This is a genomic window from Vibrio mexicanus (assembly GCF_001012815.1).
Classification (GTDB): Bacteria; Pseudomonadota; Gammaproteobacteria; order Enterobacterales; family Vibrionaceae; genus Vibrio; species Vibrio mexicanus.
This window is the reverse complement of the sequence record NZ_JYJP01000014.1, coordinates 21,937-46,551: the sequence shown is the minus strand read 5'-3', so window position 1 is coordinate 46,551 and position 24,615 is coordinate 21,937. Positions and strand designations below refer to the sequence as shown.

The 24,615-nt window shown below is 46.3% G+C and carries 10 protein-coding genes and 8 pseudogenes; 8 read left to right on the top strand and 10 right to left on the bottom strand.

Annotation, left to right across the window (positions count from 1 at the left end; translation table 11 throughout):
- Nucleotides 1–6: 6 nt before the first annotated feature.
- The 4 genes and pseudogenes from UA76_RS01735 to UA76_RS01720 form a co-directional block, all read right to left on the bottom strand.
- Nucleotides 7–2,120 (bottom strand): annotated as a pseudogene (locus tag UA76_RS01735) (type I secretion system permease/ATPase).
- 11 nt (nt 2,121–2,131) lie between these two features.
- Complete coding sequence (locus UA76_RS01730; protein ID WP_047042441.1) at nt 2,132–4,042, bottom strand: bifunctional diguanylate cyclase/phosphodiesterase; 1,911 nt, start codon at nt 4,040–4,042, stop codon at nt 2,132–2,134.
- A gap of 5 nt (nt 4,043–4,047) precedes the next feature.
- Complete coding sequence (locus tag UA76_RS01725; RefSeq protein WP_047042440.1) at nt 4,048–4,713, bottom strand: transglutaminase-like cysteine peptidase; 666 nt, start codon at nt 4,711–4,713, stop codon at nt 4,048–4,050.
- A gap of 89 nt (nt 4,714–4,802) precedes the next feature.
- A pseudogene (locus UA76_RS01720) lies at nt 4,803–6,193 on the bottom strand (HlyD family type I secretion periplasmic adaptor subunit).
- 222 nt (nt 6,194–6,415) lie between these two features.
- Between UA76_RS01720 and pdxH the strand changes: the two are divergent.
- Nucleotides 6,416–7,050 (top strand): annotated as a pseudogene (gene pdxH, locus UA76_RS01715) (pyridoxamine 5'-phosphate oxidase).
- 94 nt (nt 7,051–7,144) lie between these two features.
- On the opposite strand, the gene UA76_RS01710 reads toward pdxH, so the two are convergent.
- Both UA76_RS01710 and UA76_RS01705 read right to left on the bottom strand, forming a co-directional pair.
- Entirely contained in the window at nt 7,145–8,968 is a 1,824-nt protein-coding gene (locus UA76_RS01710; RefSeq protein WP_047042438.1) for an SUMF1/EgtB/PvdO family nonheme iron enzyme, read from the bottom strand.
- Between the two features lie 173 nt (nt 8,969–9,141).
- Nucleotides 9,142–10,242: a PEGA domain-containing protein gene (locus tag UA76_RS01705; protein WP_047042436.1), complete on the bottom strand. Its 1,101-nt coding sequence runs from the start codon at nt 10,240–10,242 to the stop codon at nt 9,142–9,144.
- Between the two features lie 430 nt (nt 10,243–10,672).
- Here UA76_RS01705 and UA76_RS01700 point away from each other — a divergent pair, with 430 nt between their 5' ends.
- The 5 genes from UA76_RS01700 (at nt 10,673) to UA76_RS01680 (ending at nt 18,265) form a co-directional block, all read left to right on the top strand.
- Nucleotides 10,673–11,500, top strand: coding sequence for an AraC family transcriptional regulator (locus UA76_RS01700; RefSeq protein ID WP_047042434.1), 828 nt, complete (start codon nt 10,673–10,675; stop codon nt 11,498–11,500).
- Between the two features lie 183 nt (nt 11,501–11,683).
- On the top strand, nt 11,684–14,842 hold the full coding sequence (gene putA, locus UA76_RS01695; protein ID WP_047042432.1) for a bifunctional proline dehydrogenase/L-glutamate gamma-semialdehyde dehydrogenase PutA: 3,159 nt from the start codon (nt 11,684–11,686) through the stop codon (nt 14,840–14,842).
- A gap of 21 nt (nt 14,843–14,863) precedes the next feature.
- Complete coding sequence (locus UA76_RS01690; protein ID WP_047042430.1) at nt 14,864–15,559, top strand: 1-pyrroline-5-carboxylate dehydrogenase; 696 nt, start codon at nt 14,864–14,866, stop codon at nt 15,557–15,559.
- A gap of 73 nt (nt 15,560–15,632) precedes the next feature.
- On the top strand, nt 15,633–17,123 hold the full coding sequence (putP, locus tag UA76_RS01685) for a sodium/proline symporter PutP (RefSeq protein ID WP_047042428.1): 1,491 nt from the start codon (nt 15,633–15,635) through the stop codon (nt 17,121–17,123).
- A 674-nt stretch (nt 17,124–17,797) separates the two neighbouring features.
- Nucleotides 17,798–18,265 carry an Lrp/AsnC family transcriptional regulator gene (locus UA76_RS01680; protein WP_047042426.1) on the top strand — a complete coding sequence of 156 codons (468 nt, stop codon included), beginning with the start codon at nt 17,798–17,800 and terminating at the stop codon, nt 18,263–18,265.
- Between the two features lie 73 nt (nt 18,266–18,338).
- Here the strand turns inward: UA76_RS01680 and UA76_RS01675 are convergent.
- Nucleotides 18,339–19,042, bottom strand: a pseudogene (locus UA76_RS01675) (DUF445 domain-containing protein).
- 192 nt (nt 19,043–19,234) lie between these two features.
- Here UA76_RS01675 and UA76_RS01670 point away from each other — a divergent pair.
- Together UA76_RS01670 and UA76_RS01665 are read left to right on the top strand one after the other, a co-directional pair.
- A pseudogene (locus tag UA76_RS01670) lies at nt 19,235–19,959 on the top strand (sulfite exporter TauE/SafE family protein).
- A gap of 99 nt (nt 19,960–20,058) precedes the next feature.
- Nucleotides 20,059–20,486 (top strand): annotated as a pseudogene (locus tag UA76_RS01665) (YccF domain-containing protein).
- Between the two features lie 12 nt (nt 20,487–20,498).
- Here the strand turns inward: UA76_RS01665 and UA76_RS01660 are convergent.
- The 3 genes and pseudogenes from UA76_RS01660 to UA76_RS01650 all read right to left on the bottom strand — a co-directional run bounded on the left by UA76_RS01660 (nt 20,499) and on the right by UA76_RS01650 (nt 24,416).
- A pseudogene (locus UA76_RS01660) lies at nt 20,499–21,418 on the bottom strand (LysR family transcriptional regulator).
- 96 nt (nt 21,419–21,514) lie between these two features.
- Nucleotides 21,515–22,384: a glycerol kinase gene (locus tag UA76_RS01655; RefSeq protein ID WP_047042424.1), complete on the bottom strand. Its 870-nt coding sequence runs from the start codon at nt 22,382–22,384 to the stop codon at nt 21,515–21,517.
- Nucleotides 22,385–22,557: 173 nt separating this feature from the next.
- Nucleotides 22,558–24,416, bottom strand: a pseudogene (locus tag UA76_RS01650) (ABC transporter ATP-binding protein).
- Nucleotides 24,417–24,615: the final 199 nt, after the last annotated feature.

The window sequence follows — 24,615 nt, the reverse complement described above, 5'->3', positions numbered from 1 at the left end:
AGTCAATTAGTTGACCGCGCGAACTTTACCTTGTTTTAGGTCATTCAGAACTTGGCCTTTCGGACCATCGGCAATCACGCTGCCTTTTTCCATCACAATCACGCGATCAACCACATCGAGCATGGATGTTTTGTGCGTGATAAGAATCAGAGTTTCACTTGGAGCAAGCTGGCCCAGCTGATGCTTTATGTGCATCTCTGATCGGTTATCCATGGCACTGGTTGGCTCGTCCATCAACAAGACGGGAGGTCGTCCTAGAAGCGCTCGTGCAATCGCAACTGCTTGACGTTGACCGCCAGATAATAACATGCCGCCTTCACCGACTTGACGCTCCAACCCTGCTGGGTCTTGCTGGGTAAACACGGTAACACCCGAGCGGTTCGCCGCATCCATGACATCGCGGTCGTCGGCAAGTGGTCGGCCTAGGGTAATGTTATCGCGTATGGTGCCGTAGAAGAGGTTACTGTCTTGCGGTACACAGCCGATGTTGCGTCTGATATCGATGTGGTGAAGCTGAGAGATGTCAGTGTCATCAATGCGCACATGTCCTTCAGTTGGCTGGAAAAGGCCCATAATCAGACGCTCTAACGTCGTTTTACCTGAGCCGATACGACCAATGATGGCAACCTTTTCCCCAGGGTTGATGGTCAGAGACAAATCACGAATAGAAGCGATAGGCGATTCTGGGTAATGGAACGTAACTTTCTCCAGTTCAATCTTACCTTGGACAATAGGTCGGTGGATGTAGCGTTTACCTTCCTCTTGTTCGTCCGGCATTTCCATCACTTGCTCAATGATCGAAAGCGATGACTTGGCTTGGTTGTATCGTGTCGAGAGCAGAGATAACTGAACCATAGGCCAATTGCACGGCCACTCAGCATGGTCGCTGCAATCAAGCCACCCATTGTCAGTTCACCTTCCGCAATCAAGTAAACACCCAGAATGATCATACCGACGTTGGAGGCTTGCTGAACAAAACCAGCCGTGTTTTGAATGCCATCAGTAATTCGGCGGCTCTTAATGTTCCAATTCGCCATATGAGCCACGGCTTCTTCCCAGCGGAACTGGAATTGGCTCTGTGCACCAAACAGCTTAACGGTTTCTAAACCCGAAATACTTTCAATTAGGTTTGCGTACTTCTGAGAGGCCAAACGAGAGCCTTCTTCAATCGCTTTTCTTAAAGGCCCTTGAATGAGCAGTGAGTAAATAATCAGAATACACACGCCAACGATAGGAACCAGCACAAGGTTGCCAGCCATGAGCCAAATCAGCACTAAGAACAAGATGGCAAACGGAAGGTCGATAAGTGAACCAATAGTAGCTGACGTAAAGAATTCACGAATGGATTCGAACTCTTGTAAGTGGCGTGCGAATGCACCCGTCGATGGAGGTCGCGACTCCATACGAATTCCCATGACCTTACTAAATAGCTTAGATGAGATCAGGATATCTGACTTCTTGCCCGCGACATCAATGAAGTAACTTCGCAGTAGCTTCAGGGTTAAGTCGAACAGGAAGATGACAAAGATACCACTTGCGAGCACCCATAAGGTTTCAAACGCGAGATTCGGCACCACCTTGTCATACACCAAGCGGGTAAACATGGGGGCGGCGATGGCAAACAGGTTAATCAGAATCGAAGCAATCAAAACATCGCGATAGATTTTCTTCGATTGCCAAATGGTGCCCCAAAACCAGTGCCCTTCGCGTGTTTTGAGCACTTCAGGTGAGCGCTCATCATAACGAAACTGTTTTTTTACTAAGAAGTAACGACCAATGAAACGCTCTTCGAGGTCGGAGAGTGGCATAGATACAGGTACGAGACCTGATTCACCCGTTACAATCTCGGCTTCTTGCTTTTCATGATTGACGCTGTTGAGCACACAGGCTTCACCACTTTTTAGCAGCAGTACCACGGGAAGGATTAGGTCGGGGATTTCATTGAGCTTTGATCGGTTCTCTTTCGCAACCAACCCAGCACGCTCTGCCGCGCGTGGGAATAGGAAGGGTGTCAGCTTGCCATCAGAAAGTGGCAAACCATTAATCAATGCTTCCGGAGAGTTCGCTAAGCCGTAATAGCGGCTTACGTAAATCAGCGAGTTTAATAAGGGATCTTGCATCAATCTAAGCCCTATTTATCAACGATAAAGCCTTGGAAGGCTTCAATAAAGTGTTCAGAAAGGAAATCAAGCTGAGTTTGTGTCTCAACACGTGAAGCAATGGTTTTGATTCCCAAATTATGCGCCGTTCTAGAGATCGAGGTAAGCGTGAACTTCTGTTTTTCATCATCAAGATGGTGAGTGAACAAGTAGTCCAGTTTCACGTAGGCTGGACGGTATTCGTTGATGTAGTCCAACGATTGGAAATTACGGCCGTAGTTGTCGACACCAAACTCAGCGCCTGCTGCGCGCACCGCGTTACAAAATAGTGCGGTATGGTGAGGCGAATTAACGAAACAAGTCTCCGGAATCTCGAAGTGCATGAGGCTTGCCGCAGATTCATTCTTGGTGAGTGTTTGCGTGACCCAGCGAATGAAAGACGGTTGCGAAATACTGCTTTGCGAAATGTTGATCGCGACAGGCGAGTTCACCTCTCCAAGGTCAATCTTTTTCATGATTGTGGAGATAACGTATTCATCGAGAATGTGGCTCGCATTAAGCTGTTCAAGAGCAAATAGGTATTGGTTTGCTGTAAAGCGTTCACCATCTTTCTCAATCGCAGAGAACACCTCTTTGTGATAAACCTCACCATTAGAGCTGCTTGCAGACTGGAAACGGAAGGTGAACCAATCATTGTGAATCGCTTCTTCTACCAAGGCTTTCCACTGCTGCTTACCACGTAGATTTTGGCTAGACTGGCTAGAGACAAAACCGTAGTTGATATCAGGGTTCGCTTTAGCGTTTGCCAGTGCGTTATCGAGTAAGGTGAGGATGTCGCTTGATGATTTACGTTCCTCATTATGTACCACACCCAGTGAGACGTTTGCAGCGGCAGTACCCGTTGGATCTGAGTCCACATCTTGCACAAAGTGGATGATGCTGTCAGAGATGATCTTGAGTTCGCTCTCATCCATGTTCGGTAAAATAAAGCCAAACTCTTCGGTCGAGATACGTGCAATGGTGACGTTTGGTGCTGTGATAGATATTTTTAGATGGTCAGCGAGCTCGCGAACTTTACTATCACCAAACTCATAACCCTTTTCATCGTAGAGCTCTTTGATGAATTTTGCTTCTAACAGAGCGACCCCGCCAAAGCTACTTTCTGATAGCCAAGCGTTCAATTGGTTCATGTAAAATGCGCGGTTGCCTAACTGTGAAACCGGGTCGATGTAAGCACGTTCACGAAGCTGTTGCGCCTCTTTCGCTTGCGCTTTAAAAGCTTGTTCTACCTGCTTAGACATACTGTTGATGCCATCCACCACGTAGATAAGGTCTTTAGTGGCAGGGCGCGGCAGTGGGTCGCCAAAGTGGTTTCTAGCCACTTGCTCCATCTTAGTTACAATCAGTTGCAACGGACGTAAAGCACGCTTGAGGATGAAGGCAATCGCTAGTAGGCCGATGGAGAAAATAATCGAGAAAGCGATGAGAAGACGAACAAAGGCTTGCCATAACTGGGCGTAGGCATCCCCAGGGTGACTGACAATTTCCACTTCCGCCAGTTGCATCCATCCACTGGTGACAACTCGGCGATCATGAATTTGCTCAAACAGGTGTAAATCGGTAAACCACTCCGGCACGTTGTTTGGCTTGATTGGGTAAGAGCGAAGGATTTCTTCGCCGTTATCGAGGAAGATGAGTCGAACCACGGAATAGCTACTGCCATCAAACAGGGCATTGATGACCGATTCCACCGCAATGTGGTCGCTGTCTTCAAGGTACGGAGCGAGGGCGAGGCCTACCGTATTGATGGTGTTATTGACTTCAGAGCGTTGCTGCTGCTCTAAGTTATTACGCGTGGTATTAAATTCGATAATAAATACCGAGATCATCAGTAATAAAAATACTGCGATCATCCCCGCGACTAGCTGCTTATATAACGTCATATTGCCTACTCGTCATAATTTATAATTGGTTTGTTTAGGTTTAAGTTTCGTTCTCTGGCTCTCAAGTCATTCCATAGACTTAGGCGAGAGGACTTACCTGCCAACTGACCTTTTTTCGACTTCATTAGCCAAAGGTTTTTACCATTGAAACTGTATACCGGAAGTAAATCGCGCCGCTTAGAGGCGGTCAGGATTTCTGGATTGATATTGTCTAAAATTACCGGTTCTGCACTCGGAGTCGAATAGTATGCTAACACCATATGAAACTGGTTTAGCGTGATGGCTTTAACATACACGAGACGGAGCTTCTTATCAGACACACCGAGCTCTAACAGCGAGAAGTACTTCGCAATGGTGAAATCTTCACAGTCCCCCGCATTACTTCCGAGAAACTCAAGTGGAGTCGCCCAGTAATCTTTCTTTCCCCACAGATTGATGTCGTTGACAAAGTTGAGTTGATTGAAGAAACGATTCACTTCATAAAGCTGTTTTTGTTCGGAGAGCCCCTGATACTTAGACATCTCTTTACGCCAAGTTTCTACTCGTTTGCCTGCTCTATCGCCATAAGTTTCACGCACCGCATTCACCCAGCGCTGCTCTTGAGTATTAAGGGCAACTGAGGTGAATGAGGTTGAAATGGCAAGTAATGCTATGAGCCAACGTTGTTTCATGACAGCGTCTTCATGATGTTGAACTCACAGAGTAAGGCCGAGTAGGGTATTAGACATAAAGCTCCTTGCTAACAGACTAAAAATGAAGATTACTCGCGAAGCGCGTTGCTTTTCGCACTCAGTATTGGTTTTAAAAGGTAATCCATCACAGTGCGTTTACCCGTTATGATGTCTACAGATGCAGTCATACCCGGAATGATGGGCAGCTCTTCATTGTTACCGAGACTTTTTTGTGTTGTACGTACTCGGACCAAGTAGTAGCTGTTCCCTTCTTCATCTTGGGTTGTATCTGCACTGATATGTTCTAACGTGCCATCTAGGCCGCCATATTTAGTAAAGTCATAAGCACTGAACTTAACGATGGCAGGAAGGTCGGGTCTTAAAAAGGCGATGTCTTGCGGCGCTATTTGCGCTTCAACGAGCAAAGTATCTTCGGTTGGGACAATTTCAACAATGTCCATCCCTGGTTGGATAACGCCTCCGACGGTATTCACATAGAGCGTTTTGACCGTACCTGTCACCGGAGAGACAACAACAGTACGATTCACTCTGTCTTCTAGCCCAACGGCAGATTCAGTGAGCGCTGAAAGTTTGTCTTGCGCTTGGTTTAGCTTCTCTTGTTGCTCTGAACGGAACTTCTGCGCACTGTCAATGCGATTGAGCATAGCTTCACGTATTGCAGACTGAAGCACAGGGATCTTGAGTTCACTAGAAGTCAATTCACGGCGAGTATCATTTACCTGGCGTTGCAGCTTGAGAAGCTCAATACGTGGCACGACGCTTCATCAGCGAGCGGCTCAGTGATTTCAAGCTCTTTCAATGCGAAGTTATAGCTTTGGCGAAGGTTACGAACGCGAGCTTGAATCTCGACTAAGTCTTGCTGCTTCTGTTTAACCTGTTGGTCGATCAGTGAGAGTTGGTTGCGAAGTTTGTTGAGATCTTGGCGATACTCCGCTTTTTGCCTCTCGACTAAGCGAGGTTGGGATTCGCTCAAAATAGGAGGAAAGGCTAAGCGGCTGTAATCAAGCTGAACGCTTTTTTGCCAGTCTCTCTCATCAAAATCTTCATTGATAACAACGCTTGTGATGGAGGCTGAAAGCTGCAGCACACTAGCGGTCAAGTTTGCTACTTGTTGTTCACGTTCACGAAAGTCTGAGCGGAAGCGGGTGTCATCGATTAGAAGTAGTTGTTGACCTTTTTGAACCAATTGACCCTCGTAGGCCATTATTTCTTTAACTAAGCCACCTTCAAGGTTTTGCACAACCTGTATTTGAGAAGAAGGAACAACCTTGCCCTGTCCTACAGTGACTTTGTCGAGCTCTGCCCATGATGCCCAAGCGATGGCCAAGCCAAAAAATAGCACCATGACCCAAAGCATCAATCTAGCGCTGCTTGGGGTGTTGAGCAAAAGTGCGGCAGTTTTGTCGTCGACGTATTCAAGCTCGGTGTTGGATAGTTTGTCGACTTGTTTGTTACTCATCGGGCGTCCTTGAGTTGATGACTCAGTATTACTTTGATTTTATTACTAGATAGTACAAATGTTAAGAAGTTGATAATACTTATTTGTGGTTCATTTGGTTAGTTAATGTTAGCTTTCTCATTATCACCACTTAATAGTAAGTTTAGACTGATGATGTTGAATCGACCTTGTGTTATTGGTCGCATCGGCGCAAAATCAGAAAAAAATCCCATGGGAGTAGGAATGGAACTTACAGATATCAGACGCGAATACGCGAAAGGTGGATTACGACGCAAAGATTTGTGCGCGGATCCCATTGACCAGTTCAACCTTTGGTTGCAGCAAGCGATTGACTCTGGATTATCGGATCCCACGGCGATGACGGTTGCAACGGTTGATGCAACAGGTCAGCCATTTCAGCGTATTGTGCTGCTAAAAAATGTCGAAAAAGAAGGGTTTGTCTTTTACACCAACTTGGGTAGCCGTAAAGCTCAGCAAATCGAGCAAAACAATAAAGTAAGCATTCACTTACCTTGGCATCCATTGGAAAGACAAGTTCACATTACAGGCGTTGCAGAGAAGCTAACCGCGGTAGAAAACATCAAGTACTTTAGCTCACGACCAAAAGAGAGCCAGATTGCCGCGATTGCTAGTAAGCAGAGCAGTCGTATTTCGGCGCGTGGTATCTTGGAAGGTAAGTACCTTGAGCTGAAGCAGAAATTTGCCAAAGGTGAAATCCCAGTACCAAGTTTCTGGGGCGGCTATCGAGTCAAGCCAACCAGTATTGAGTTTTGGCAGGGCGGCGAGCATCGCTACATGATCGATTCTTGTTCTCTGAAAATGGCGGGCAGTGGGACATCGATCGTCTCGCGCCATAAACAGCGATAAATAACCGCGCTTGCTTATTGGGTGGGCGAAGATAGAAAAAGGGGACACTCAGTGTCCCCTTTTTAGCCTCAAATATAGGTAAAGCTAGTCGATTTTTCTGACTGCTCTAAAGCCCACATAGTTGGCCGCCGATGAAGTTGACAGGAATAGCTTTTGATGCGCTTGCGCCATCGAAGGCGAGAAGTTCCAAGCGCCGCCTTTGGCTAAGCCACGGCTATCGTTAGTCCACTGCCATACGTTACCAACCATGTCATACAGGCCGAGTGTGTTGGGGGCAAATGCACTTACTGGTGCAGTACTCTTGTTCGACCAAGGCGTTCCACCCCAGCCCGTGTTGGCTTTACCTGATTCAAATTCATTGCCCCACCAGTAAGCACTTTGAGAGCCTGCTAGTGATGCCACCTCCCACTCGTCTTCTGTTGGTAGGCGGTAGTCATAGCCTGTTTGCTTGCTTAACCAACGCAAGTAAGCATTGGCATCGTTACGGCTAATACAGACCGCTGGAGAGTTCGGGTGTTGCTTAAATCCAGGATTGCGCCAATAGCTGTTTGGAACGGGCGTTATTTCAGAATTTTCGATCGTCGTACAGGTGTTTTTAAGTTCAGCATCCGTTTGATAGTTGGTGCTGTTTACGAAAGAATCGAACTGAGACACAGTAATGGGTGTCGCACCGATCGCGAAAGCATGATCAAGGTGAATTTGTCTTGATGAGCTTTCGCCAATGAAGTATTCACCGGAAAGTAACGTAATCATTTCTGGAGCACGAGCATCACCTGCGGTTTGATCAGCAAACTTGTGGCCGGCAACTAACTCATTCTCTTTTTCCCGCAAAACAGCGCGTAGCGTTTGATCGGATTTGATTTTCAGTTCTTGGTTGAAGCTGTAGTAACCTTCTTTTTGAACCGTCACAATATGCTGGCCAATTGGCAACATCACGTCTAATGGTGTGCTACCGTAATTCACCCCATTTATAGTGACCTTGTCGTTATGCTTGTTGGAACGAACGGTCAGCGTTACCCATGCGACTTCCACTTGTTTGTTGTCAACGCCGCTGTATGAGCCCGGTGCGAAACAGTATTGTGCATCCAAATCAAGTAGGTTACAGGCGGTGGTGGCACTTGGGCGAGCTTCTAGATTGACATCCATGATGGTTCGATAGCGAACACCATCGTAGAATCCTGATTCAGAGACTTTGTGATTGAGTACATGGATATTAAGCGAGACCTTATTTAGGTTCTGCTTAACCAAGTTGGATTCTGATGTGTTATCAATGAGTGCTTTTTGGAACTGTTTGACGGCTTTTTGCAGTGCAAGCTCAGAAGTTTGGCTCGCACATTGGGCAAGGGTCATGTTCGATTGGCAAACGTTAGTGAAACTCACTTTTTCGCTGTCACGACCGGATAGTTCTTCGGTTAAGCGTTCAGCTCGTGCGCGCAGTTTACTATTGTTGAGTTCATCAATGCTTGTTTGAACGGCATCAACTTGAGCTTGCGCTGTTTGCAAAGCCAACTCAAGCTCTGAAAGCTGCTGCTCTGCTTCGAGGCGTTGGACTTGGTTCTGCTTTACTGCGCCCCAAGCTTCTTGGTAACGAGCTTGTGAAGCAGAAAGGTCGAGTTCAGGTTCATCAATCATGCGTTGATAGTCGCGTTCTAGACGAGCTTTTGCTTTCTCTAGAGCTGCATCGCCCGATTTCGCCTGTTTTGCAAAGTCATCCAGCTTTTGTTGCTGGCTGTCTAACTCTTGCTGTTTCGCATCCCTATTTTGCTTAGCTTCTTTTAGCTCACTGTGTTTACCAAAAAGCGCATCGTCGATTTCAATCACAGAAGAAGGGGCTTCTTGTGCAATCGCAGACGGTGCTATTAGGCAAGGTGATAGAGCTAAGAGAAGTGCGGGTAGACTTTGTCGCATTCTTTCTACTTCACTAATAAATACACTAATGGGTTTATTCTAAACGAAAACGCCATTTTGACAGAAGCTATCTTGCGATAACTTGATGACAAAATGGCGCTTTATCTACATCTTTGTGAAATCAGACCAAATTTTTGGCCAAGATTTCATCATCAAAATGTTAATTAGGACAATTAACCGTCTTTGTTTGGACGAAGTTGAACCCAAACTGTGTCGGTTCCATTTAGAGAAACGACGCGGTTATAAGTTTCGAAACCGTCTTTTGAGACTGTGATTTGATGGCGGCCGTTTGGAAGCACAAGTTCTACAGGCGTGCTGCCATAATCGATACCATTGATGGTTACAGAATCATCATATTGGTTTGAACGTACTGTGATGTTTGCCCACTCTTTTTCGCTCTTGGTATTTTTTGCTGCATGGCCTTTCAGACAGTAGCGAGATGAAACGTTAAGTAGTTTACACGCCGCTGTTGCTTCTGGTTTGGCTTGCAGTTGAGCTTGTAGTTGGGTGAAGTAAGCGTTGTTACCTTCAAAACCAGCACGGATGATTTGGCTCTCTTGAACATGAATGTTCAACTGAACCCCTTTTATATTCTGCTTAGCGATGACGGATTCTGTTAGGTTATCCATAAGCTTGGAGCGGAATGTCTTCACTGCTTTTTGCTTAGTTAGATGTTGACCTTGGCTTGTACATTCGCCTAGCGTCATTGTTGAAGAACAGGTTGTTTTATAAGACGTTTCTAGAACAGCGCTTTCACGAAGTTCTGCCGCTAGACGCTTAACTCGGGCTTCAACACGTTGCTCTTGCAGGTTGGTGTACTCAGTATCCAAACGCGCTTGCTTTTGTTTAGTTTGAGACAGGCGCATTTCACTTTCTACGATGCTCTGTTCAACTTCTAAAGAAGCAGACTGGTTGTCTTTCACTTCTGCCCAAGCTTCTTGATAACGTTTTTGGAAAGTCACCAAGTCTGTATCTGGGTCTTCCAAAAGGCGGCTGTACTGCTTATCTAAAGCAGATTTCGCGCGGTTACGTTTAGCATTTAGCTCGTTAGACGCACGCTCTAGTTTAGCCTGGTCGTTCTTTAACTGCTGTAGATCGTCGCTTTGAGCATCAAACTCAGAGGCGATAGCATCTATTTCAGTCTGCTTTTGGCTAAGTTTACTATCGATAGCAATAACAGGATCGACTTGAGTCGTTTCTTCTGCTTGAATCGATGCCGATACCCATACTGGGCTGAGCGCTACTAGAAGCGCTGGGATGCGACGTTTGATCATAGGTCCCTGCAAACAAATTAACGTGTTAACCCACATTTTGTGGAAAAGACAAACTTTTGACAGCTTTCAATGAAGCTATCTCATAATGCAAATTCTATTCCTATCTATACCAAAAATTGGACAAATAACAACCATATAGTGGTGGTCGCTTGTTTGTTTTTTCGGCTTGCAATAATCATTTTGAGCGCAAAGGGAAAATATGCAAGGGCAGATTTTAGATCTGCTCCACTGATTGGTCATTGAACACGCATTAGCCGTAATTAATGTGCACTTGATCATTGTTCCGGAGTACAATTAATGAGCAGTTTCACTGTGAGATCTAGGCATATAAGTGCTTGGTTGAGTATAAAAAGCAAAGAAATGACAACCATTTTCGCAAAGGGCTTTTTACTATATGATGCGCGCAACTTGCCCATAAAGGTCATGCAAAATGAAACAGAAAAATGATTCATCTGAATTCGATTTGAGCAAAAATGCCAAACTTTTGTCGCCTCGTCCTGCGGAACTGGTGACTTTGCCAACGACGATGGATTGCCATGACCATAGCTACACCCAAGTTGTGATTGGTTTAAAAGGACACGCTGAATTTGAAGTGGGTGGGCTTGGTAATTTGGTGGGCCCCGGGCAAGGCTGTGTTGTGACGTCTGGTTCGGATCATGCCTTTGGTGGCGTGGTCGGGCAATCGGACATACTTGTTCTAAATATGCCGCAACCCAGAGATGATGACCCTCTCTTATTGCAGAAGCTAAACGATCTTGCTCAGTCCGACACCTATTTTCAATTGGATACTCAGATCCAGCGTTTAATTCAAATGCTGGTGGCTGAAATGCAGTCTCACCCCGATGATCTTTTGTTGAGCCGTGCTTGTAACGATACGGTGATCGCGCTTCTGCAGCGTCATATTTCAAGTTTTGAAACTTATCGAAAAGAATCTCGATTTGATCTCGACATGATCGATCGTTATATCGATCAGCATTTAGGCCGTAAGATCACTGTGGCTCAGCTGGCGGGTAGCGTATTCCTCGGTGAGAGCCAATTCCATATGCTGTTTAAGGAGCAAATGGGAATCACACCTCATCAATATGTATTGGGTAAACGCGTTGATATGGCCAAAAGTCTGATAGAAAGAGGCAATCTCACCATTGGTCAGATTGCAGAACTGTCCGGTTTTTCCTCACAAAGTGCTTTTACTCATGCCTTTGCACGCCTGCAAGGAATGTCTCCGACCATGTATAAAAAGCACATTAGCGTTAAATAAGCTAACCATTACCAGATAATATATTGCCAAATTACATGTGATTCTGTTTTTGTTTTGTTAATTTCCAGAGTTTTTAGCAAAAAGCTCGGAGTTTTTGACAAGTAATCCACTCAAGCTCAAAATACACTGCGAGCCATTGTAGTAAATCCAGACTTTTTCTGGATTTGAGATTGAGGAAATTACATGTTTACTGCCACAGACGTGTTAACGAGCGAGTTTGTTGACCAGCCGCTTGAGACCCTTTGGTCGAAAATCTCTCCACTTTACATGGTGGATGAATCTCAATGGCTCAAGCAGCTATTGCCTTTAGCAACGCCAAGCGATGCTGAAAAAGCGTTGATCACCGAGAAAACGTCGGATCTGATCAAGGCGATCCGTGCGGATAAGAAATCCATTCAAATGATCGATGCCCTTTTACTTGAGTACAGTTTGGATACTCAAGAAGGGATCTTGCTGATGTGTTTAGCGGAAGCCTTGATGCGAATTCCTGACTCAGCTACAGCGGATGCGCTGATCAAAGATAAGCTCAGTGTGGCAGATTGGAAATCTCACCTGAAAAACTCCGATTCTGTGTTTGTTAATGCCTCAACTTGGGGGTTGATGTTAACGGGCAAAGTAGTCGGCCTGTCAGACAAGCAGTCTGGTAGCCCAACTCAAGCGGTAAATCGACTAGTGAATAAGATGTCAGAGCCTGTGATTCGTCAAGCGATGCATCAAGCCATGAAGATCATGGGTCATCAGTTTGTATTGGGTCGTAGCATTGATGAAGCGCAGAAGAACGGTTTGCCGATGCGCGACAAAGGCTTTACCTATTCTTACGATATGCTCGGTGAAGCGGCGTTAACGTCAACGGATGCGAACAAGTATTTTAAAGACTACTTGATGGCGATTGAGGCAGTAGGCCGTAATGACTATGCGTCGAAAAATAGCCCAGCCCCTTCAGTTTCCATTAAGCTTTCTGCGCTTCACCCACGATATGAAGTGGCGAATGAAGATCGTGTTTTGACCGAGCTTTACAACACATTAATGCAGTTGCTGGCGCGCGCCATTGAATTGGATGTTGCGATTACCATTGATGCAGAAGAAGCAGATCGATTAGAGCTGTCGCTAAAACTGTTTGAAAAGGTCTACCGTAGCGACGAAGTGAAAGGCTGGGGTAAGTTTGGATTGGTGGTTCAAGCGTACTCTAAACGTGCGCTGCCAGTGTTGGTTTGGATTAACAAACTGGCAAAAGAGCAGGGCGACATGATTCCACTTCGCTTAGTAAAAGGCGCGTATTGGGACAGTGAAATCAAATGGGCACAGCAAGCGGGTTTTGCGAACTACCCTGTTTACACTCGCAAAGAAGCGACCGATGTGGCGTATATAGCCTGTGCTCGTTTCCTATTAAGTGACAATGTCCGTGGCAACATCTTCCCGCAGTTTGCTAGTCATAATGCGCATACCGTGACCGCGATTGCGGTGATGGCAGAGCATAAAGATTTTGAGTTCCAACGATTGCACGGTATGGGAGACTCTCTTTACGTTCACGCGATGGAAGCGTATCAGCAATCAGTTCGTATTTATGCACCAGTGGGCAGTCATAAAGATCTGCTGCCATATTTGGTTCGTCGCTTATTGGAAAATGGCGCCAACAGCTCATTCGTGCATCGATTGGTGGATGCACGTTGCCCAGTTGAAACCTTGACCCAACACCCAGTCGATATGCTGCTCGCATTCGATACCCTCAATAATGCCAAGATTCCATTGCCTACAAATATTTTCTCTGACCGCAAAAACTCTGCAGGCGTCAACATTGATATCGAAAGTGAGTTAGAACCTTTCGAGAAGAGCGTTGAGAGTCAGCTTGAACGTCAATGGCAAGCCGGACCGATGATCAATGGCGAGCATTTATTCGAAAGCATGATCAAGGAAGAAGGCCGCATTGAAACCGTCACTGCACCGTATGATCGTACTATCACCGTAGGTCAAACTGCAATGGCTAACCTTGATCATGTTTCCGCAGCGATAGAAGGCGCACAGCACGCATTCCCAGAGTGGCAGGCTCAGCCAGTAGAGGTGAAAGCGGCATGTTTGAATAAACTTGCGGATCTGCTGGAATCAAACTTGGCAGAGCTTGTCGCCCTTTGTCACAAAGAAGCAGGCAAAACCATTCACGACAGCATTGATGAAGTTCGTGAAGCGGTCGATTTTTGTCGTTACTACGCAAATCAAGCGAGGACTCTGCAAGCCAAGCCACTAACAGGCTTTGATGGCGTTGCGAGAACAGTATCTCGCGACGGTCGAGGTGTGTTTGTCTGTATTAGTCCATGGAACTTCCCACTTGCTATTTTCCTTGGTCAGGTAACGGCAGCACTGGTTGCTGGGAATACGGTTGTAGCTAAGCCTGCCGAGCAAACCAGTTTGATTGCTGCACGAGCGGTAGAGCTGATGAATGAAGCTGGTTTCCCAAGTGGAACGATTCAACTGCTTCCAGGTTTTGGCGCAGAAATTGGTTCGGCGCTAACGTCTCACCCAGCCATTGCGGGTGTTGCCTTTACCGGTTCTACAGCGACGGCGCAGCGCATTAACCAGTCATTGGCAGAAAGAGAAGCGGGTCCAGTACCGTTTATTGCCGAAACAGGTGGTCAGAATGCCATGATTGTCGACAGTACCGCACTGCCAGAACAGGTGGTTCGCGATGTGATTCGTTCGGCCTTTGCTTCGGCGGGTCAACGTTGTTCTGCACTTCGCGTGCTGTTTGTTCAGCAAGATATCGCTGACCGCATTGTTGCTTTGATTCAAGGCGCGATGCGTGAGTTAAAAGTGGGCAATCCATGTGATCACAGCACAGATGTTGGCCCTGTGATTGATGGCGTAGCCAAAGAGAAATTGTTCAAGCACTTGCAAACGATGACGTCGACTCAAACTCCAGTATGTCAGTTAGAGCTTTCAGACGCATGCGCGAACGGCGACTTTGTCCCACCAAGCGCGTTTGAAATTGAAGACTTGTCGTGTCTGAAAGAAGAGCAATTTGGCCCGATTTTACACATCGTCCGCTACCCAGCGAACCAACTCGCTAATGTGGTTGAGCAGATCAACAACACCGGATATGGCCTAACCATGGGTGTTCACAGCCGTAACGAAACGACTTATCGCTGGATTGAAAAACACGCTCGCGTGGGTAACTGCTACATCAACCGCGATCAAGTGGGTGCTGTGGTAGGGGTTCAGCCGTTTGGTGGCCAAGGTCTGTCTGGGACAGGTCCAAAAGCGGGCGGGCCACACTACTTGTTCCGCTTTACTAAAGCTCACTACGTGCAAAATGACACGCAAACTTCAGCATCACCTGCTGACGCTTAATCGACAAGAAGGAATTGAAACATGACTCATCAAGTAACTCGATTTTCTGATTCGTTGGTCGCGTGGGAAAGCTGGAATTTGACCGATTTTGCGTTCAAGAGTGAGTGCTTGCACTCATTCAAAGCATTGCTTCAAGGTGAATCTATTTTAACCAATGTGCTGACGTATCATTTGGAACACGCAGCAGCATTATTGGCTAACTCTCACCTAATGCCTGGCCCTACAGGTGAGACAAACGAACTATATACCGCAGGGCGTGGCGTCGCCCTGATCATTCATGATTCGCAAGAAGCTAATTCAACGGCGGCGGCTTTCGCTCAAGTTGTTGCAGCTTTAGTCGCGGGTAACACAGTTATTTTGTGTAGTGATAACGAGGCGCTCAGCGCTGCTGTGAATCACGCCGCAAAGCAATCGACCCTTCCTGAACACGTTATTCAAGTCGTGCCGTTTGATGCCTACCATCAAGTACTTGAATCGGATGTTCGAAGTGTCGGATATGTTGGTAATGCAGAAGTTGAACACTGTATTAATCGCCAACTATCAAAACGAGATGGGGCCATTGTCGGCCTTGTTTCGGAAACGGATCTTGCTGCGACTCCTGTGGCGCTTGATCCTCATCTGGTGCTCCGTTTTATTACGGAACGCACAAGAACAATAAATATAACAGCAGTGGGTGGTAACGCGACCTTGCTCGAGCTGGGTAGCGACGCTCACTAATCTTCAGAATGACGCTCTCTCAAGGATTTGAGAGAGCGCATGGAAGACGATCTTTAAATAAGAGGACAAACTGATGGAAAATAGCTTTGCTATTACTACCACGTTTTTGGCGTATCTTGCGCTAATGCTGGCGATCGGCGTGATCGCATACCAGCGTACGAAAAACTCAACTGACTACTTTTTAGGTGGTCGTGCATTGGGCCCTTGGCCTGCAGCGCTTTCGGCAGGCGCATCTGATATGAGTGGCTGGTTGCTTCTGGGTCTACCTGGTTATGCTTATGCAGCAGGTATCGAAGCATTTTGGCTTGCTGGCGGCCTGCTTGTGGGTACTTGGCTTAACTGGTTAATTAGCGCAAAGCGTCTACGTACTTACAGTATTACGACTGATGCACTTACTTTGCCTGAGTTTTTGTCTCGTCGATTCAACGATACTTCAAAGCTCATTCAAATCATCTCTGCATTCTTTATCTTGCTGTTCTTCCTTTTCTACACAAGTTCAGGCCTAGTGGCTGGCGGCAAGTTGTTTGAAACGGTATTCGGTTTGGATTACACACTTGCAGTGATTATTGGAACGGTCTGTGTTGTATCTTACACATTGTTTGGCGGCTTCTTAGCGGTATCTTGGACCGATTTAGTGCAAGGCCTACTTATGGCTGCAGCACTTATGATTGTTCCTGTTGCAGCGATGAACGGTGGCTTTGGTCAGCTAAGTGGCGACCTTGCTGCTATCAACCCAGAGCTACTAACACTTTGGAACGATACAAAGGGTGAACCGCTGTCTGCTATTGCGATTATCTCTTTGGTGGCTTGGGGTCTAGGTTACTTTGGTCAGCCGCATATCTTGGCGCGTTTCAAGGCATCTCGTTCAAACAAAGATCTGGGTACTGCACGTCGAATCGCTGTGATTTGGACTGCGCTATCTATGGTGGGCGCAATGCTGGTTGGTTTAGTTGGCTTGGTCTACGTGACTAATACACCGGGAATGGACGTGAGCGATGGCGAGAAGATCTTCATGCTACTTGTGGATGCGATGTTCCACCCTGTCATCGCGGGTATTCTTCTTGCGGCAATCCTAGCGGCAATCATGAGTACGGCTGACTCACAACTATTGGTTTCTTCATCTGCACTAGCGGAAGATTTTTACAAGCAAGTGATTAACAAAGACGCGACTTCGGAAGATATTGTTCGCATCGGTCGTATCGGAGTTGTGCTTATTTCTGTTGTTGCGCTTTATCTAGCGATGACGCCAGACAGTTCTGTACTAGGTCTTGTTTCTTACGCTTGGGCAGGTTTTGGTGCTGCGTTTGGCCCAGCTGTTGTTCTGAGCTTGTATTGGAGCAAGATGAACCGCAATGGCGCGCTAGCCGGCATTATTGTTGGTGGTGTGACTATCGTTGTTTGGAAACAGCTATCAGGTGGTTGGTTCGATGTGTACGAAATCGTACCGGGAATCATCCTATCAACACTGGCTATCGTTGTGGTTAGCCGATTGTCTGGTGAGCCAAGTGATACAGTGAAATCTCAGCACGCTAAGTTTGAGAAGCAATTGGTCGAGTTAGACTAACCGCTTATTACTTTATCCAAAGCCCTGCAGCAATGCGGGGCTTTTTTTGTGGCCGCAGTTTGGAGAAGGTGCGAATAGAGAACTCTTTCAGTATGAAAGACGGTTACAGGAGATTATTTTTGGGGTCACTTAAAAGACCAACTTAAATGCTAAGTAAAAACTTGGTCAATAATTGAACTTACCTCACGTATTTACGACTAAAGTTTGAGTCGAGGGAACCAAGTCATCCAGAATGAGTCGATTATCAATAACTCAACTGATCACGAAGGACACTCGTCATGCCAAAAGCGTATTGCCATAGCTGCCAAAAAAGCACTCACCATAAAGTTGTGATGGAGCGAAACCACTCTGAAAGTCCCTCGGTGGTTCAAAGTATTTTGGCAATGATTACGCAAGGCGGTCATTACGTAGAGATGGAAAAACAGTGCTATTGCCGCGTATGCAATACACAAAATGAACCAACGGAGATGAGCATACAAAACGCTCGTGTCGTGTAACTCAAACAGCTTTCCTTTTCAGCCGTTACTCTAGTTCGGCGCAAGGCCTTCTTCTTTGCAGCACACTGTGATCAGAGTGTGCTTTGGCTCCTTTTTCCTCCCTTCTTTTTTGTATAAACTCTGTTAACTGTTGTGGCAATTTTGTAATCGCTCATGTCTCCAAGTTATGAGGTAAATATGGAGTTAGACCGAATCGATCGTGAGATCTTGCGTCAGTTACATCTCAAAGGCCGTTTATCGATGGTGGAGCTCGCAAAGCTAGTCAATCTCACCACCTCGCCTTGCTCCGATCGTGTGAAAAGGTTGGAAAAAGAAGGCTATATTTCGGGCTATCATGCGGAACTCAATCCTGAAAAGTTAGGCTTAGATGTTCAGGTATTCATTCATATTCGACTCGATCAAACCAGTTTTTCTATATTTGATAAGTTCGCACAGGCGGCAGACAGCATGCCAGAAATCGAAGAGTGCTATTCGTTGTCGGGGGATTTCGACACCATGATTAAGGTGCGCGTAAAAGATATGAAGGCCTACCAACATTTCATGTCGACTAAGCTTGCGACTCTGCCAGGGGTGATTCAGACACGCAGTGAAGTGGTTATCGAAGAGCATAAAAGTGGGTTTGGAGTGAATCCTGATATGCTCTAATCAAAAGAGTTAAAAATAGAAAAGGGAGCCTTGTGGGTTCCCTTTTTGGTTCGGTGAGGTCGATAGATTTGGGTTACACGAATTGCGCTGAGATAATTCCAATCACACCGCCAAATACACCACCCCAAACAACGAGCCATCCAAGATGCTGACGAATCATCTGCTGAACGATGGTTTTCACTAGTTGCGGTGTGAGCTCACTTAAACGCTGGTCGATGATGTTCTCAACGTTGGTTTTGATTTCTTCCATCATAGCCGGTGATTCTAATTGCTCTTTCAGTGCTTCTTTAACGGGCTCTGATTGGCTGATCTCAACCACCGCCTCTTGCATTTTCTCGACAAAAGGTTGCTTGAGCGGTTGCAGTGCTTCAGTGCCACCAAACATGGCCAACATGCCACCGAACGACGAATTAGCAATCACATCGACCAACGAGTCGAAAGTTGGGTTGAAATCGACTTTGTCTAAGATTGGCTCTAAGTTAAGCGTTTTACCACCAGACATCTCCTTGTTAAGGAATCGGTCGATGTTTTCATTGGTAAAAAACTGTTCCATCATTAGCGTTTTGATGGCGGCTTTAAACTCTTCAAAGCGCGCAGGGATAACACCAGAACCATACAATCCCGGGACTTTTTCAAATAGCATGTGTACGGCGAGCAGTTGGTGATAGCACCTGAAAAGGCGAAAAGTCCGGCGTAGAAAACAACGGTATTGTCCAAGCTGTAGCCCGCAATCAATAGAGCGAGTGCGATAAAGTTAGTGGTGAAACTTTTGTTCATAGTTAAGCACTGTTGGTGACAAGAAGGAGCACGATTTTAAGTCATATGGTTGGGGATGAAAAGTCGCGCAATATCGAAGCCGTGAGCCGCGGATACCGGATAGCTTGTAATAACGGTAACAGCTTGGTTTCAAAATCGATTATCATGGAATTCTTCTGGCTTCTACCATCATCCTTTTAATGAGATATCGTCATGTCTGAATGGTTTACCACGCCTGCTTTAACGGCCATGCTACTGATCTTTATTGGCTCTTTTGTCCAAACCGCCATTGGATTTGGACTCGCGATTGTTGCTGCGCCACTACTCTTTATGATTTCTCCGGATTACGTCCCCGCGCCGATTTGTTTGGTCGCGCTGTTTATTTCAGTATTGAATGCGATGAAACACAGAGCGAATGTGTCTATTGGCGGACTTAAGATGGCATTGATAGGTCGCATTCCTGGCTCTATTGCTGGTGGTGTGTTGTTGGTGATGGTGTCAACCGATGTACTTGCGCTATGGCTGGGTATTTTGGTGTTGTTTGCTGTGGTGGTCAGTATGCTGCCTTTTCGAATTGAACCGACCCGGCGCGAATGGGTGTGGCTGGCTTTTTCTCTGGCTTTTTTGGAACCAGTTCAGCTATCGGTGGGCCGCCAATGGCGCTGCTGCTTCAGCATCAAGAGGCCAATCAGCTGCGCGGAAACCTATCGGCGTTTTTCGTGTTCAGTTCTATTATCTCGTTGATCATCCAGATGCCAGCGGGCTTCTTAACTTGGCATCATGTTTGGATCACCATACCTTTGATTCCGGCAGGTTGGCTTGGCTACTATTTGGCGAAGATGACCACGCACTCATTGCCGAAAGAGAAGATTCGAATGGGGGCGCTACTGCTTTGCTCACTCAGCGGTATGACTGCAATTTGGCAGGCGTTGAGCTAAGTATCCTGAATTTAACGTTAGATTAAGTTCATCTTCTGTTCAGATACATCGCCCATAATGTAATTTACATTGTAAACAGCCCTAAATAGGAAAAGCTTCATGAGAACACTTGGAAATATAATTTGGTTTTTGTTCGGTGGCGTCTTTATGGGATTGATGTGGTGGGCATTTGGCTTGCTAGCTTATATCAGCATTATCGGTATTCCATGGGGAAGAGCGTGCTTTGTGATGGGTAACTTCTCTTTCTTTCCTTTTGGCCAAGAGCCGATTGCTAGGGATGAGTTAACTAACGAAAAAGATATCGGCACAAGCCATTTGGACTGATAGGCAACATCATTTGGTTCGTATTGGCAGGTATCTGGTTGGCTATCGGGCACATTCTTTCTGCTGTGGCTTGCTTTGTGACCATCATTGGTATTCCGTTTGCACTTCAGCACCTGAAGCTGGCATACATCTCACTTGCACCAATAGGTAAAACCATCGTGCCAAAAGAAGAAGCGGCTCGTGCTCGCTATGGAGTTAAGTAAGACGTTTAAACCTTAAGTACGTTTGTCGATACAGCGCTTGATGTGTTCTTTTAGCCACAATACGGTTTCATTGTTGCGATGCTTGTGATGATGATAAAGGAACACTTCAGGCGTGAAAGATGTAGTATCCACTCGCACGAGTACCTTTCTTAACTTTCTCTGACTGATGTTGATGAACTTGGAAGCTGGAAACATCAGGTTCGAGTTCTCGACCACATCAAAAATCGCTGAAGGAAGCTCCGAGCGAAACTTAATCTTTGGCACCACACCATGCATCTTCATGACTTTCTCGGCAAACGAGGTATGGGTATTCCAGTCCGGTGCGATAATGGTGGCAAATTCAAATTCACCTGATGATAAAATATCGATGCTGTCTTGCTTGAAAGGGTGGTCTTTTCTGAGATAAACGCAGAAAGAGTCTTGCCCTAATCGATGTTGAAGTAGCTCTTTGGGGGCGTGGCTGATCTCGTAGTTTACGCCAACTAACAGCTCATCTTTAGTGAGATCTTGTAGAGAGTTTTCATACCAGTTACGCAGGTGAAACTGTACGTTCGGCGCTTCTGTGCTAAGGGTTTGGTAGAGCTCACTGGAGAAAGCGCTCAGCAAGAAGGGGCTTAGAGCTAGCTTGATGGTGCCAGACAGTTTTGCGAGGTCGAATTCAGATTGCGCGTTCACCGCCAGTTCTAAACTATCAAATGCCGGTTCGAGTCTTTGGATCAATGCATTGGTGTAGTGTGTGGGTTGTAACCCGTCGGCGTCTTTACAAACAGTTCATTGCCAAAGTGCTCACGCAGTCGCTGCAGTGCTTTGCTTACCGCTGGTTGAGAAACCTTAAGTCGATGCGCAGCTTTTCGCATGTTTTGTTCTTGGTAGAGAATCATAAACGTACGCAGTAAGTTTAAGTCCAGTTGCGAAAAGCGATCGTTAGGCAAATTAGCCTCCTTGTTTGGCGGCAATAATAAATGGTATCAAACACCTTGATAATATTGGCTTAAGTTTAGACAGTTGGCGAGCGAGAATGTCAAAAGTTAGTAAGACTTTATGCCGTACGGTTTAAGCTTGCTGGGTAGGTAGCTATCGAGGTGTTCGACATCATTTTGGAATACGTCGATGAGCTCTAAGTCGATGTCGAGATAGAGTTGGCGTTGCGCTTTGCTCGCCTTATCCATGGATTCAAGACCCGTAAAATCCCAGTAATGGATATAGACTTGGCCACTAGGAAGGTAAAACCCAGTTAAGAAATCTTGCTCCACGGGCAGCTCACGATGATAGGCATGCACAATACCATTGAGGTAGAGCCAGTTGTCAATCAGCAGTTCTGATTTGGTATTCACATAATGCCCATCTAGGGTTCGATGTTTTGCTTCGAACTTCTGGCGAAAACTCGAAATCGATTTGTCGGTCGCGGTGGATTCAGCATCTTCACCTCGAAACTCTCGAATCGACTGAATGAAGCGTTTGTTGCGCAGTATGGATGGGTGCCAAACAACAAAGTCATTGCCAGAGGTTTTGTCGTTGCGTTGCTGTGCGCCAATTGCCGCGCCTATGTGGGTCAGGTTCCAGCCTTGATCAACTTTCTGAATCCAACCAAGCTCAAGCAACATCTGGTTGATCTTTTTCGCACTTAGTTGAACCCGTTCACCGATTTGTGTGGCGGACAACGTCGACTTAGTGGTTTGGACCTCATCGATCACTAAGTTAGACGGCCAGACAATAAAGCGACCAAACTTCTTGTGATCAACATACTCACCACCAAACTTCTTACCGAGCTCGGTGAGGACCCATTTGTCTTGGTAGCGATTGATGTAACCGGATTGACTTAGTTTGGTGAACAACTCGCTCGGTTCGATGTCACGTGCTTTGGCAATCGCCGTTGTTGAAAGCTTATCGCTTGCCATGTTGAGATCCTTACCTAAGTCATTGGTTAGCCGCTAATCGTATCTTGTACCCTAGAGCTCAACGGGGTCAAGAGTAGCCAGTATTTTTGCGGTGAATTAGTAAAAGAAAGCTGAAACAAAAAAGCAGCGATTGAACTCGCTGCTTTTGGTTATGGGGTTTACCAGAGCCAGGTTTACTGGTTTGCCGCTTGGACTTCGTCCTCGCTCTCTTCGCCAATAAAACCACCCGTTTGGTGCGCCCAAAGTTGAGCGTATATGCCATCGCCAGCAATCAGCTCTTTGTGCGTACCTTGCTCAACGATGCTGCCTTTATCAAGCACAATCAGCCTGTCCATTTGAGCAATGGTCGATAGACGGTGCGCAATGGCGATAACCGTTTTACCTTCCATCAGCTCGTTCAAGCTTTCTTGAATCGCGGCTTCCACTTCCGAATCGAGTGCTGATGTCGCTTCATCTAGCACTAGCAGCGGGGCATCTTTCAGTAGCACACGCGAGATAGCGATACGCTGACGCTGACCACCGGAGAGTTTCACACCGCGCTCACCCACTTGAGCTTCGTAACCTAGGTTACCGAACGGGTCGGTTAGGGTTTCAATAAACTCATGCGCATGTGCCTGTGTGGTCGCTTTGATGAGCTGTTCATCAGATGCATCAGGGTTGCCATACAAGATGTTGTCTTTGATTGAACGGTGCAGCAAAGAGGTGTCTTGCGTCACCATACCAATTTTGCTGCGCAGCGAGTCTTGGGTTACATCAGAGATGGTTTGGCCGTCGATCTTGATTTTGCCGCTTTCCACATCGTGGAAACGTAGCAGCAAATTAACCAAGGTCGATTTACCTGCACCTGAGCGGCCCACCAAGCCGACTTTTTCGCCTGGCTTGATGTCGAGGTTAAGGTTGCTAATCACACCCTTGTTCTCGCCATAGTGGAAGCTAACATCTTCGAATGAAATGCCACCGTGTGGAACTTGCAGTGGTTTTGCGTTTTTCTTGTCTTCGATGTCGATTGGTTTAGACAGCGTTTTCATACCATCAACGACAGTACCCATGTTTTCAAACAGAGCACCGACTTCCCACATAATCCACATCGACATACCGTTGATACGAAGCGCCAAACTGATGGCAATCGCGATAGCACCAACGCTGACTGAGCCGTCCATCCAAAGGAAGATAGACAATGCCGCCACCGAGAACACCAACAGATAGTTAGTGACTTCAACAGCGACGTCAAAACCGGTTACCAATCGCATTTGGCGATATACCGTATCCAAGAAACCATTCATGCCTTCTTCTGCATACTCGGTTTCACGCTTGCTGTGCGAGAACAGTTTTACCGTTTGAATGTTGGTGTAGCTGTCTACGATTCGGCCTGTCATCGTAGAGCGTGCATCAGCCTGCTCGGACGCAACATTCTTCAATTTTGGTACGAAGTAGATCTGAATGGCGACGTAGCATAGTAACCAAACCAACATTGGAATCATCAAGCGCCAATCGGCAGTTGCTAACAAGAAAACGATCGCCGTGAAATAAACCGAGACGTATACAAATACGTCCATAGTTTTCATCACGGTTTCACGCACCGCCAAAGAGGTTTGCATTACTTTGGTTGCAACGCGGCCGGCGAAATCGTCTTGATAGAAGTTCACGCTCTGTTTTAGCAAGTATCGGTGTGCGAGCCAGCGGATCGACATCGGGTAGTTGCCTAGCAGAGTTTGGTGGATTAACAGTGAGTAGACGATCACCAGTATTGGCATCACGACGAGCAGCAGGGCTCCGTAGCCTATTAGAGTGCTACTGTTGTCTTGCCAAAATGTTTCTGGGTTGCTGGTGGATAACCAGTCAACCAGTTGTCCCATGAACCAAACAGGGATACTTCGACGATAGCAACCACCGTCGACATGATGGACATGATGATTAGTGGAACTTCAAAGCCACGAGTGTAGTAGCGACAAAAGGCAAAAATGCCTTTTGGCGGCTGTCTTGGCTCTTCATCCGGAAAAGGTTTCGTAAAACCTTCAAACTTCTTGAACATAATTGATCCTATTATTACGCGACTTCCTTTCTACAGTGAAAAGCTCTAATGAAAAGAAGCGGATAGCGTAGGTTATGGTATACCGAACAAGAGGCTATGTAACTAATAGGTTATAATGAATTCGTGAATGTGTTTCGAAGAAATCATTATTAACCGTCGAATTAACAGTAAAAATCACTGTCAGATCAAATGCCAGCAG